This is a genomic window from Microcoleus sp. A003_D6 (genome assembly GCF_036702825.1).
Classification (GTDB): Bacteria; Cyanobacteriota; Cyanobacteriia; order Cyanobacteriales; family Microcoleaceae; genus Microcoleus.
Genome location: NZ_JAUBWA010000158.1, coordinates 1 through 12,920, shown reverse-complemented (window position 1 = coordinate 12,920; position 12,920 = coordinate 1). Strand labels below are relative to the sequence as shown.

Below are 12,920 nucleotides of genomic sequence, written 5' to 3'. Positions count from 1 at the left end.
CGCTGGCTAATTGCTGCTGCAAAGAAGCGATCGAACTTTCCCGTTCCGCCAACTGCTGCTGTAAAGATTCGTAACTTTCTTGCAGCGGATTTGGCTTTACACTCACCGAGTCCGATAGAGTTTCTGCCGTTACAGCGTCATTAATGGCGCTTTCTTCGGCTGTTTCCCCTTGCAAGTCGGGGGTCTCTACCTGCGTTTCTTCACCTTTTTTCCAAGTGACAGTAACTTCCGTCTTGTCCTTAGAAATATCCAGAGCACCTTGTGCCAAGCGTTCTAGGAGTTCCGACCTTGATATTCCGAGCTTGCGAGCGATCGCGTTTAATCGATCGGCACTAGAAGAAGTCAGCGAAAGTCCGACTTTGACTTTACTTTCTGAATTGGAACTAACTACATTGCGATTTTTTTTGACCATTGGCATTTTCCTCATGCCAACCTACACTAATAAATGTAGTGGCTGAAGCTTCTATTAAAATTAATTCTTGTTACTTACCAATTGTGCCAGCTTCCGTTCCCAATTGAACAAAAATCCTTGAATATACTCTTCGGTCCATTCCTCGCCGTAGAACCGGGCGAACTACCCAGCGCTGATGCTATAGCATACAGCGCGGGCTTCTGTCTTTTTAGGGGAGTGCCTTATATCTGATATCTTGCACCATTCTCAATTACTTGCTTGGGAACAGGCTTTCCGGCCTCTTCCACAAGAGATAAATTTTATTGTGGAACAGGCCGGAAAGCCTGTTCTTGACAATGGTGCAAGATGTGAGTTAGATTGGACTTGCGCCGTTCCTTTGGACTTACCTTCCCTCCAACAGCAGAAACGGCTGTTCCATCCGTCTTTAGTATTCGTGAGTGGGTTTGTCCTCACGCTCGGTACTGACCGAGATAGAGAGGGTAATGGTGCAACAAATATCAGGAATGAACGCCTCAGAATAGTTACAGGTTTTATAGGCAAATATTACACTTGCCTCGGACAACCATGTTGTAAGGTGTGACCCTCGCGCCTTCGTACTACCACGCCCTGTATTCCCTCGGCAAAAGCGTTGGGAAATGCTTTTTTGACCAAGAATTTCTTGATGGTACAAGCCCCCCGATTTATCCGTGGAACCAATCCAAAATCTAAAATCTAAAATCCTCAAGCCCCCGAATTTATCCGTGGGGTAAATCCAAAATCTAAAATCTAAAATCTAAAATCGAATGACAATGTTAGCGCTGCCATTGACATCCGCATTAATCAGTCTGCCGTCACCAGCACTCGTCAACCCTCGCTTAATTCGTTTACCTTTATAGAACCCATTTGACATCTTTGAGTTTTTGGGTTGGGTGACGATAAATACCGAGATAAACCCGGTTTCTAAGATTTAGGCAAGGGGCGAGAAACCGGGTTTCTACGAGTCTTTGGTTTGGTGACGAGAAGTAGACCTCTTGCAAAAATCCTTTTAATCAAATTCTGGAACGGGCTCTGGGGCCCATTCCACAAGAAAAAAAATTTTGTGGGATGGGCCGGAGAGCCCGTCCTAGTTATTTTTGCAAGAGGTCTAGTATAGAGAGAAACCCGGTTTCTGAGATTTACGCAGAATATATCTCAAATGGGTTCTATACTCCGAATGCTTGACACAAGGTTCATTATCTCAAAAAGAACACTTTGAAGTGTAACTTTCTTCAACAAAGGAACTTTGATAAGCTTGCGTAGCATTTACAGCGGATTCCATGTTTATGAAGTACACCCCTGAAACCGGGTTTCTTCTGGATTTTTCGCCAGAAATCGGTTTGATTCAATAAACCCGGTTTCTCTGTAATTTACACCTCTGAAACCGGGTTTCTTCTGGATTTTTCGCCAGAAATCGGGGCTCTTCTGGGTTTAGGGTAAATATTGTATTATTGGATACAAATGTGACGATTTTGTATTAGTGAAACCCTTGCTAGAAAAGGCTTACAACTCATATTAGCTTTGTTTGTCACCGCAAACCCAGAAGACCCGAAATCGGTTTGATTCAATAAACCCGGTTTCTCTGTTTTCTGCTGGATTTTTCGCCAGAAATCGGTTTTATTTAAGAAACCAGGTTTCTTTGTACTTGACTTACCTAGAAAGTGCTGTATTATAGTGCTTATTACTATTTTTAGTAAATATTTTATCAAAAGTTTTGCCGGTCGGCAAAGATAATTACAAAGTAATTGGGTATTGAACCCACTTACTTTGTGCGCTTTCATCCCGTAGCTCAAACGATTACCGTGTTTGGTGCGGGACTTCTCGCTTGTTTAGTTAAATATTCCCCTGGTCGGGTCTTTTTCGGAACGATACCGCAGATAGCGCAATTGAGCTGGTAAGATATTATCTAACTTTGCGGCCGATGTCACCGGTTCGGCGCGATCGACAAAATCAAAATAACTACCCAAATAGTATTTGAACGCTGTAAAAACCCGAGTTTCCACAACTTCCGTTTCCTTATGCGGTCTCCACCATAAGAATTAAAACATAAGGAATAAATCGCCCGATCGCGCCGAGTTCGCGTAGATATATCGGCAGGTAGATGCCTCATCCTTTATTTTATGGCATCTATTATATATACAAATAAAAATATTACGATACCCACAAAGCAAGATATCTGGTATAAAATAATGACTCCAAAAAAGTCTTCCAAGAAATCTCAACCTAAAGCCCATATCGAAGCCGTTGACGGAAAGCAGCAGAACGATCGAAACGAATTATTTCCCGTCGTCGGAATAGGAGCTTCTGCGGGTGGAGTGGAAGCCTTTGTCCAATTACTGAGCCATTTGCCGATCGATACGGGCATGGCGTTTGTGATGATTCTGCATATGTTGCCGGCTCAGGAAAGTTTGTTGAGTGTGATTCTGGGTCGATCGACCCAGATGCCCGTGAATGATGTGGCAGATGGGATGGCTGTGGCACAAAATCAGGTATACGTCATCCCTCCGAATGTCAGCATGACCATTGCTTCGGGGGTGCTAAACCTAACGCCCCGGGGTACAGGACGCGGGATGTTTATGTCGGTCGATACTTTTCTGGTTTCCCTCGCCGAAGAACGGGGGACCAAAGCCATCGGCGTCGTTCTGTCCGGGGGTGACGGCGATGGTTCGCAAGGATTAAAAGCGATTAAGGCGGCGGGCGGTATTACTTTTGCACAATGCGAAGACTCGGCAAAAGTCAGCAGTATGCCGAACACTGCGGTGGCTACGGGTCAGGTAGACTTTATCTTGACACCGGAAAAAATTGGCCAGAAAATAGCAGAGATCGGCCGTCATCCCTACATTGCCGATGGGCCTGCGACAGAATCAACCACCAGAGAGAATGCGATCGAAAGTAAAGATGCGATCGCCGCGATCTACAGTTTGCTCAAAGCGGCTACAGGAGTTGACTTTACTGACTACAAGCAAACCACCTTGAAGCGGCGGATGCAGCGGCGGATGTTGCTGTACAAGCTGGAAAAAATCGAGGATTATGCCCAATATCTCCAAAACAATCCGACAGAAGTAACGGCGCTGTATCACGATGTCTTAATTCACGTCACCAGCTTTTTCCGCGACCCCGAAAGCTTTGATGCCTTAAGTAACAAGATTTTTCCCGAAATCGTCAAAGGTAAATCGCCGAAAAAACCGATCCGAATTTGGATTGCCGGCTGTTCGACGGGGGAGGAAGCTTACTCGATCGCGATCTGTTTGCTAGAGTTTTTAGCAGCTCGATCTAGTAATCTGCCGGTGCAGATTTATGCGACAGACATCAGTGAGAATGCGATCGCCCACGCCCGCAACGGATTTTATACCCCCGGCCAAGTCGCGGATGTTTCACCCGAACGCCTGCACCGGTTCTTCGTTCAAGTCGAGGGCGGATACCAAATCGGTAGGCCCGTGCGCGAACTCTGTGTCTTTGCCAGACAAAACCTGCTTAGCGATCCGCCGTTTTCCCGGATGGATTTGATTACCTGTCGGAATGTGCTGATCTATCTCGGTGCCCCGCTGCAAAAAAAGCTGCTGCCAATTTTCCACTACGGGCTTGAGCCCGCGGGCTTTTTGCTGTTAGGCACTTCGGAAACAATTGGTGATTTTTCAGAATTGTTTGCGCTATTCGACAAAAAAAACAAACTTTATGCCAAAAAACAACTGTCGCATTGGCTCAGCATTGATTTAACTGCCAGCAACTATCTTCAGACAGCCATCAACTCTCCACCGGTGCTGGCGGAAACCTTCAACGAAAGGGAAATGGAGACAGAGGCCGATCGCATCGTTTTAAATCAATATGCCCCAGTCGGGGTGGTGATTAACAGCGACAGCGAGATTTTGCAATTTCGAGGACAGACGAGTGCCTACCTAGAACCGGCTCCCGGTAGGGCGACTTTGAATTTGCTGAAAATGGCAAAAGAAGGATTGCGCCTCGAACTGCGTACTGCAATTCAACAGGCTTCACGGCAGCAGTTGCCGATCGCGCGCGAAGGCTTACAAATTACAGAAGGCGATCGCCAACGATCCGTCACAATTAACGTGATTCCATTCCAAGCAGGCGCTGTGGCAAAAGACTACTTTTTAGTATTGTTTCAAGACGAGCCGCAGATACCTGCTTATTCAGAAGCAACGGACAATAGTATAGTCAACTCCAAGCCGAAACAGGTTGAAAGTGAGGAGATGGCGAGGCTCCAACAGGAACTCAAAACCCTAAAAGAGCACCTGCACTCGATCGTGGAAGAGCATCAAGCCGCCAACCAAGATTTGAGAGTCGCAAACGAGGAGATTTTGTCGAGCAACGAAGAGTTGCAAAGCATGAATGAGGAACTGGAAACCGCTAAAGAAGAAATCCAAGCAACCAATGAAGAACTGAGTACGATTAATGACGAATTGCAGCGGCGCAATGTGGAATCAACTCAGGTAAGCAACGATTTGCAGAATCTGCTCAGCAGCATCAATATTCCGATCCTGATGGTGGGAGGCGACCTGCGAATCCGCCGGTTTACTCCCGCAGTCGAAGGCATCTTCAACTTGATTTCTACTGATGTCGGGCGGTCTTTGAGCGACATCACCCACAAGTTGATACTGCCAGACTTAGAGCAACAGATTTTAGAGGTGATCCGCACGCTCAATTTGAATGTTCAGGAGGTTCAAGATCGGGACGGTCATTGGTACGATTTGCGGATTCGACCCTATCGGACGATCGACAACAAGATTGATGGGGCTGTGGTGATGTTGGTGGATATCAACGCTCTCAAACTGAGCGCCCAGCAGTTGATGGAAGCGAAAAATTACGCCGAAACGATCGTCGAAACCGTGCGGGAACCGCTGCTAGTGCTATATCTAAACCTGCGGGCGATTACGGCAAATCGTGCTTTCTACAAGACGTTTCAGGTTCAGCCGATCCAAACTGAGCACCGCTCGATCTTCGAGCTGGGTAACGGACAGTGGAATATTCCTCCGTTGCGATCGCTCCTCAAAGAAATTCTGGCAGGAAATGCCGAGTTTCAAGATTTTGAGGTGGAGCATGACTTTGAGCAGATAGGGCATAAAATCATGCTTCTGAATGCCCGCAAAATGCCTCCGATCGGCGATACACAGATGATTCTGTTGGCGATCGAGGATATCACCGAGCAAAAACAGTTGGAGGCGGAACGCAGCCTCCGGATTCAAGAACAATTGGCTCGTGTGGTGGCAGAGGGGGCCAACCGTGCCAAAGATGAGTTTTTGTCCGTCCTCTCTCACGAACTGCGGACGCCGCTCAATGCGATAATTGGCTGGGCACAGTTGTTGCGCCTGCGAAAATTTGACGAGCATAAAACCGAGGAGGGACTAAAAACGATCGAGCGCAGCGCCAGATCGCAAAACCAGCTCATCGATGACATCTTAGACGTTTCGCGCATTAGCACAGGCCAGTTTAAGCTCAACGCTACTCAAGTGGAGCTGAATCCTCTGCTTGAAAATACGATCGGGGTGATTCGTTTGGCCGCAGATGCCAAACACATTCAAATTGAATCCAGCCTAAGTCCTTTAAAACAAACCGTGTTGGGCGATCCAAACCGCTTGCAACAGGCGCTGTGGAATATACTTTCAAACGCGATTAAATTCACCCCAGCCGGAGGAAGAATTGACATCGCATTAGACTACATTGATGGCATGGCTCAAATCCAAATTAGCGATACTGGTAAGGGCATTCACCCTGATTTTCTCCCCTATGTGTTCGATCGCTTCCGTCAGGCGGATAGTAGCTACTCTCGCAGAGAGGGTGGATTGGGGCTAGGACTCTCGATTGTCCGTCATTTAGTAGAACTCCACGGCGGTAATGTTAGTGCAACAAGTTCGGGTGAGGGACAAGGGGCAACATTTACCGTGAGGTTGCCGCTGCGAACAGATATCGCAGAAAGTTCGACGCAGCAGAGTTTTTTAGAACCAGTAGATTCCGCAAAGGAGCCAGCAGTGGCAGTGCTGGACATTCCATCATTGGCTGGTATACGAGCTCTGGTTGTGGATGACGAAGCAGATATGCGTCAGTTATTCACAACAACGCTGGAACAGTATGAAGTTGAAGCGATCGCAGTCGCATCAGCAACTGAGGCCCTCTCAATGTTGACGGCAAATCCTGAGAGATATGATGTACTTTTGTCTGATATTGGAATGCCAGAGCAAGACGGTTATTGGCTAATTCAGCAGATTCGGGTACTGAGTGCCGAGGGAGGGGGAGAAATTCCTGCTGCCGCGCTAACGGCCTATGCTAGAGATGTTGATAGTCGAGAGGCTATGGAAGCGGGTTTTCAGATTCATGTCGCTAAACCTGTTGAGTCAGCTCAATTGGCATGGATTGTGGCTTCTTTAGCTGGGCTGGTTTAGTCAAATCCACTTGTGTAGGGCGATCGATCTAAATCAAAATATCTAAATCAAAATATTTATCTCATAGGAGATTTTTTTTTGCGAGCTGTTTTTTTTGCCTAAACAGCTTGCTAAACGGAGAGGGAGGGATTCGAACCCTCGTTAAGTTGCCCTAAACACACTTTCCAGGCGTGCGCCTTCAACCGCTCGGCCACCTCTCCAGGGCTAAATTTATTCATTTAGCCACAGCTAAACTATCTTAGCAGAACAAATCAGATTTGGGAAGGGGTAACGGCATAAATTTGCTGTTTAATGGGGGGTAGGGTGTCAAACGGGCAGGCCGGATTCTCCGACCTGTGTGGCAAACCCATTCATTTAAAGGATTTTGCCCCGCAAACCCCAATCTAAAATCTAAAATCTAAAATCTAAAATTCCATGACTCGCTCTTACACAATTAAAATTCATAACAGACAAACGGGATCGCGCCACACCGTGCGAGTACCCGAAGACCGCTACATCCTCCAAAGCGCCGAAAACCAAGGAGTAGAATTGCCCTTTTCCTGCCGCAACGGCGCTTGTACGGCCTGTGCGGTGCGCGTCAAGTCGGGGGAACTGCACCAGCCAGAAGCAATGGGGCTGTCTGTGGAACTGCAAAAAGAAGGTTATGCCCTGCTGTGCGTCTGCTATCCCCGTTCCAACATCGAGGTAGAGACGCAAGATGAAGACGAAGTGTACGAACTGCAATTCGGCCGTTACTTCGGCAAAGGTAAAGTTAGAGCCGGTTTGCCGTTGGATGAAGAGTGAGGCAATTTTATAATTTATCAACTACCAACGATCCATGCTCTATCGGTTATTTGCGATCGCCCTTTGTCTGTTGTTAGCTAGCTGCCAAAAACCAGAAATACCCCAAGGTACGATCGCCAAAGTAGAAAGGGCTATCAGCGGGCAAACAATCGAAGTTATCAGTACAGCCGACAAAATAGCCTTATTAGAACAAATCAGGCTGATTGGTATTGATGCGCCGGATTTAAAACAGCAGCCTTGGGGAGAAGCAGCCAAACAAAGACTAGAACAGCTAATTGGGGGAAAACAGGTATTGTTAGAATCAGACATCGAAGAGAAAGACCAGTTCGATCGCAAACTAGCCTACTTGTGGCAAGATAAAGTTTTGCTCAACGAACTGCTAGTCAAAGAAGGTTATGCTTTGGCATCGGTGCGATCGCGCAACACCAAATACCAGCAGCGACTCATCAACGCTCAAGAATGGGCGAGACTTATGGGTAAAGGGCTGTGGAATCCAGAACGAGCTTTGCGCCAAACTCCCGCAGAATTTCGCCAGCAAAATCAGAAATAGTCAGTTGACAGTTGACAGTTGGCAGTTGGCAGTTGGCAGTTGGCAGTTGGCAGTTGACAGTTGGCAGTTGGCAGTTGGCAGTTGGCAGTTGACGGCGTTGAGTGAGGACAACTAACAACTAACAACTAACAACTAATACCAATTTTTTATGAGGCCCCGTAGAATCCGATCCCCCCTAGCCCCCCTTAATAAGGGGGGGACAAGATTCCGCTCAAAGTCCCCCTTCTTAAGGGGGATTTAGGGGGATCGAAATATGTGCAACTTCACATTAAATTGGTTTGACAGTTGACAGTTGACAGTTGACAGACTAATGACTAAGCTGTTACGCATTTAAATTGGAAATTAGGGACAGGCTAGAAGCCCGTCCCACAAGAATTTTACTGATTTTTGACACACAATTTAAATGTAGAACAGCTTACTGACTACTGACTGCTGACTGCTGACTAATGACTAATGACTGCTGACTGCTGACTGCTGACTACTGACTACTGACAACTGACAACTGACTAATGACTAACGAATATTGGTTGCTCGATCGCGATATAACTTTCCTCAATCACGGCTCTTTTGGGGCTTGTCCGATTCCCGTACTGGAAGCGCAAACCAGTTTTCGGGAACAACTGGAAAGAGAACCTTTGCGATTTTTAATGCGGGAATTTGAGCCGCTGTTGGATAATGCCAGAAATCAGTTAGCAGCATTTATCGGTGCGGCTGAGGATGACTTGGCTTTTGTGCCGAATGCGACGACGGGAGTCAATGCAGTTTTGCGATCGCTCTCTTTTGCTCCCGGCGACGAATTGCTAACGACAAATCAGGAATACAACGCTTGCCGCAACACACTTAATTTTGTAGCCGAGCGTACAGGAGCTAAAGTAATAGTAGCAGAAGTCCCCTTTCCAATTGAGTCGCCCGAACAAATTATTGCAGCAATAATTAAGTGCGTTTCACCGCAAACAAAGTTAGCATTATTAGACCACGTTGTGAGCCAAACAGGTTTAATCTTTCCCATCAAAAAATTAGTCGGCGAGTTAGCTAACCGCGGCGTGGATGTATTGGTAGACGGCTCTCACGCGCCGGGAATGGTAGCCCTGAACTTAGATGAAATTGGCGCGGCTTACTATACGGGAAATTGCCACAAATGGCTGTGCGCGCCGAAAGGTGCGGGCTTTTTGTACGTGCGGCGCGACAAGCAAGATGCCATTCGGCCAACTACGATCAGTCACGGTGCTAATTCGCCCCGCACTGATAAATCGCGCTTTCAATTAGAATTTGACTGGATGGGAACGGTCGATCCGAGTCCCTATTTGTGCGTCCCTGTGGCCATTGATTTTATGGGTTCTTTGTTGAGCGGCGGCTGGCCGGAATTGATGGCAAAAAATCATGCTTTGGCATTGGCTGGAAGACAAATATTGGCAAAAAAATTAGATAGGCCGCTGCCTTGTCCCGATGAAATGGTTGGTTCGATGGCAGTTGTACCGCTGGCAGACTCCCAGTCTGATGCAGTTGCAAAAGGAGGAATTCCACCTTTGCAAGAGGCGCTGTGGGAGATTTTTAAAATTGAAGTTCCGGTGATTCCTTGGCCGGATGCTAGCAAGCAGTTGCTGAGGATTTCGGCTCAGTTTTACAATACTTTGCCGCAGTATCAATATTTGGCTAAGGCGCTGGTTGAGCTGATGAGAATTTGATCTGGGTATTCCACAAAAAAATACAGCCTATTCCAGGTTTATGGAGTGTAGGGAATCGAACGATAGGCGGGTGTACTTCATAAATGTAGAATTTGCTGTAACACCCAACTAAAAACAGTCATAGGTTCGTAGTGAGGGCACCGTCCTCTCCCCAGGAATGAATAAGGAATTGCATTGCTTGCTACAAAGAGAATAATGGTATAAAAACCGGACAATGAAAGCGAAAGATCCTGCAAAAATTCACCTTTAACCATGTTTAAAATAGCCACCATTTACCTAAAATAAAGCAAGTAAAAAAACTGTCATAAAGCCCGATCGCCCTAGACTTCGCCAATCCGCCCACGCCGAACAAAGTTTGTAAATAACCCGCAAGCTTTCCCAAGTTAAAACAGGGTTGTCAAACCGGATCGCGCACAACTTCCGAGCAACAGAATATAATGTATCAAGACTTGCATTTTCGCAGACAAAACAAACGAAATAAAAAGATGAGAATACGATGTCAAATGCGATGATGGTAATTTACCCCTATCGGGAACAGTACACCTGGGTTTTTGACGACGAGCGAGTCGGACTTGTCCGAGAACCCTTTGTTGCGGGCGTGCCCCAAATGATTGAAGCGCTCGTCGCAGACATCCCAAATGCCGATCGAGGTTTCCGACTCTTATTCTCAGCCAATCCATTTCCCGGATATCAAGCAGAAATGCTGTGGTTTAAAGCAGAATACGGCGGTAGCTGGTATCGGTGGGAAGCTAAAAATCTTGAAGGCTGGCTTTGTCCGGCTTTGTTCAAATACTTTCTAGAAGCACCGCCCAAGTTTTACTGCAAAGCTGAAAAAATGCAATAATCAACAACAGCAAGTCAATGAAAAACTTGTCAATCTTTAAAAGAAAGTTTGTTAAACCAGTCGATCGCGAATCCAGAAAAAAGCCCAAATTAGCGCTGTATATATTTTGGCTATTTTTCCTAATTTTCACAGCCGCCATCTCCGCAGCAATCGGGGCAATTACCGCCCTCTTAGCCCCCGTGGAACCGCCAATTATTAGTAAAGTCCTAGACGCTACCGGCTTTAACTATATATCATCCAACCGCTCAGGATACCGCCTGTCGCGGCCAGTTAATATTTTGATCCTGGGAATTGACCGCGTACCGGAAGCAGCAGCCAATTCCCCTAAAGCTTTTGACGGTCGCAGCGATACAATACTCTTATTGCACCTCGAACCTAGAGATAAATCTATTAATTTGCTTTCAGTTCCGCGAGATACTAAAGTCAAAATTCCCGGAATTCGTTTCAGCAAAATTAACGAAGCCAATGCTAGAGGAGGAGGAGCTTTAGCAACGCGATTGGTTAGCAGTATCCTGAACAATGCGACTATTGAAAGATACGTGCGAGTCAGCAGCAGTGCGTTTCGGGAATTAGTCGATTTGTTGGGCGGAGTCGAGGTATTTGTACCTCGCGCGATGTCCTATACAGATACCGCCCAAAAGTTAAAAATAAACTTAGCACAGGGATGGCAAACTCTCAACGGAGAACAAGCAGAACAATTTGCTCGCTTTCGCAATGACGGTTTGGGAGATATCGGGCGCATTCAGCGCCAGCAATCTTTAATTCAATCTATTCGGAACCGCCTCGCCAGTCCATCAGTATTGGTGCGCTTGCCGCAAATTGTTCGATTGATGCAAAAATATGTGGATACAAACCTAAATTTTGAGGAAATCTTGACGATCGCAAATTTCGGTTTGCAATTGGATCGAGATAATTTTAAAATGGTAATGTTGCCCGGACGTTCTAGCTCAGAACAAGGGGATTTGAGGAGTTATTGGATTTTAGATGCGGTCGGGCGCGATCGCATTATGACACAATATTTCAAGCAAAGCGTGCCGGACTTTGCACAAGAGCGATTTCGCAATTCAAGCGAGTCTGTTTTGCCCACCAAACTCAAAATCGCCGTCCAAAACGCTTCTAGCAACCCGACAACCGCCAAAACCGTTGCTAGTTTTCTTAGAAAAAAGGGCTTTTCTAATGTATCTGTAGTGCAGGATTGGCCGGACAAGCAGCGTCAAAGTCAAATTATTGTGCAGCAAGGCGATTTAGAGGCAGCGAATCTACTGCAAAAAGCGTTAGGCGACGGTAAAATTGAAGCATCTTCTACCGGTGAAATCGATTCTGACTTGACACTTCGCGTCGGCGAAGATTGGGTAAAGCGATTTTAATTAGTCAGTTGTCATTAGTCATCAGTCATTAGTCATCAGTCATCAGTCATTAGTCATCAGTCATTAGTCATTAGTCAATTACCATGAGTGCAATATCTGTGAAAAGTGTCTTCCGAATTTTTCTGAGCCTAGTTGTAAGTTTAGTATTGGCTTTTGGGTGGGTGCTGCTGAGTGCTACTCCTGCATTTGCGCTGCCGAAAACAAATATTAATTACACTAATATTAATTTGTCCGATCGCGATTTTTCCAACTCGGATTTAGCGGGGGGAACCTTTGTCGCGGCCCAAATGCGGGGCACAAACTTTCAAGGTGCTGATTTAACTAATGCGATTTTGACTAAGGGAGTTTTGCTGAAGGCCAACTTGTCAGGTGCCAATGTCTCCGGTGCTTTGGCAGATAGAGTTACATTCGACGGCGCTAATTTGACAAATGCTAATTTTACTGAGGCAATTATGACTCGAACTCGATTTTTTGATGCTGCAATTTCCGGCGCTGATTTTACTGACGCGATTATCGACGCTTATCAAGTGAATATCCTGTGCGAAACAGCAGATGGTGTCAATCCCGTGACGGGAGTTTCTACGCGAGAAAGTTTGGGATGCCCCTAGAAATTTACGATTGCAGGAATTATGCGTCGGGGCGAGAAACCGGGTTTCTACGAGTTTTTTGGTTGAGTGACGCAAAATCTACAAAGAAACCCGGTTTCCGATCTCAGCCTGCGTTATTGACATCCGTTATACCAATTTTTTATGAAGCTGCATAGAATCTGATCCCCCCTAACCCCCCTTAATAAGCAGGGTGGTTTTATTGTGGGGAGAAGAAATCTGAAACGACAGAAAGCACCGCTCAAAGCTCGCGTCTGGGACGCA

8 protein-coding genes, 1 tRNA gene and 1 pseudogene are annotated in these 12,920 nt (G+C 46.3%); 7 read left to right on the top strand and 3 right to left on the bottom strand.

What is annotated here, in order from left to right; translation table 11 throughout:
- Both QUB70_RS28670 and QUB70_RS28665 read right to left on the bottom strand, forming a co-directional pair.
- Window positions 1-412: ribbon-helix-helix protein, CopG family (locus QUB70_RS28670; RefSeq protein ID WP_332984998.1), on the bottom strand; the 412-nt coding region annotated here is incomplete at its 3' end.
- A 1,844-nt stretch (window positions 413-2,256) separates the two neighbouring features.
- A pseudogene (locus QUB70_RS28665) lies at window positions 2,257-2,454 on the bottom strand (phycoerythrobilin:ferredoxin oxidoreductase); the annotation flags it as partial.
- A 162-nt stretch (window positions 2,455-2,616) separates the two neighbouring features.
- On the opposite strand from QUB70_RS28665, the gene QUB70_RS28660 reads away from it, so the two are divergent.
- Window positions 2,617-6,822: a CheR family methyltransferase gene (locus tag QUB70_RS28660; RefSeq protein WP_332984997.1), complete on the top strand. Its 4,206-nt coding sequence runs from the start codon at window positions 2,617-2,619 to the stop codon at window positions 6,820-6,822.
- Between the two features lie 115 nt (window positions 6,823-6,937).
- On the opposite strand, the gene QUB70_RS28655 is transcribed toward QUB70_RS28660, so the two are convergent.
- A tRNA-Ser gene (locus tag QUB70_RS28655) sits at window positions 6,938-7,022 on the bottom strand.
- A gap of 214 nt (window positions 7,023-7,236) precedes the next feature.
- On the opposite strand from QUB70_RS28655, the gene QUB70_RS28650 reads away from it, so the two are divergent.
- From QUB70_RS28650 to QUB70_RS28625, 6 genes are all read left to right on the top strand, one after another.
- Window positions 7,237-7,605 carry a 2Fe-2S iron-sulfur cluster-binding protein gene (locus QUB70_RS28650; protein WP_332984996.1) on the top strand — a complete coding sequence of 123 codons (369 nt, stop codon included), beginning with the start codon at window positions 7,237-7,239 and terminating at the stop codon, window positions 7,603-7,605.
- Between the two features lie 34 nt (window positions 7,606-7,639).
- A complete protein-coding gene (locus QUB70_RS28645) occupies window positions 7,640-8,155 on the top strand; it encodes a thermonuclease family protein (protein ID WP_332984995.1) in 516 nt (171 codons plus the stop codon).
- Window positions 8,156-8,664: 509 nt separating this feature from the next.
- Window positions 8,665-9,840 (top strand): aminotransferase class V-fold PLP-dependent enzyme, encoded by a 1,176-nt coding sequence (locus QUB70_RS28640; protein WP_332984994.1) that lies wholly within the window; start codon window positions 8,665-8,667, stop codon window positions 9,838-9,840.
- A 496-nt stretch (window positions 9,841-10,336) separates the two neighbouring features.
- Window positions 10,337-10,684: a DUF6717 family protein gene (locus tag QUB70_RS28635; protein ID WP_332984993.1), complete on the top strand. Its 348-nt coding sequence runs from the start codon at window positions 10,337-10,339 to the stop codon at window positions 10,682-10,684.
- Window positions 10,685-10,701: 17 nt separating this feature from the next.
- On the top strand, window positions 10,702-12,051 hold the full coding sequence (locus QUB70_RS28630) for an LCP family protein (protein WP_332984991.1): 1,350 nt from the start codon (window positions 10,702-10,704) through the stop codon (window positions 12,049-12,051).
- Between the two features lie 83 nt (window positions 12,052-12,134).
- Entirely contained in the window at window positions 12,135-12,659 is a 525-nt protein-coding gene (locus tag QUB70_RS28625; protein WP_332984990.1) for a pentapeptide repeat-containing protein, read from the top strand.
- Window positions 12,660-12,920: the final 261 nt, after the last annotated feature.

Coding starts and splice junctions, on each gene's coding strand:
- QUB70_RS28660 (WP_332984997.1), top strand. CDS start 2,617: ATGACTCCAAAAAAGTCTTCCAAGAAATCTCAACCTAAAGCCCATATC.
- QUB70_RS28650 (WP_332984996.1), top strand. CDS start 7,237: ATGACTCGCTCTTACACAATTAAAATTCATAACAGACAAACGGGATCG.
- QUB70_RS28645 (WP_332984995.1), top strand. CDS start 7,640: ATGCTCTATCGGTTATTTGCGATCGCCCTTTGTCTGTTGTTAGCTAGC.
- QUB70_RS28640 (WP_332984994.1), top strand. CDS start 8,665: ATGACTAACGAATATTGGTTGCTCGATCGCGATATAACTTTCCTCAAT.
- QUB70_RS28635 (WP_332984993.1), top strand. CDS start 10,337: ATGTCAAATGCGATGATGGTAATTTACCCCTATCGGGAACAGTACACC.
- QUB70_RS28630 (WP_332984991.1), top strand. CDS start 10,702: ATGAAAAACTTGTCAATCTTTAAAAGAAAGTTTGTTAAACCAGTCGAT.
- QUB70_RS28625 (WP_332984990.1), top strand. CDS start 12,135: ATGAGTGCAATATCTGTGAAAAGTGTCTTCCGAATTTTTCTGAGCCTA.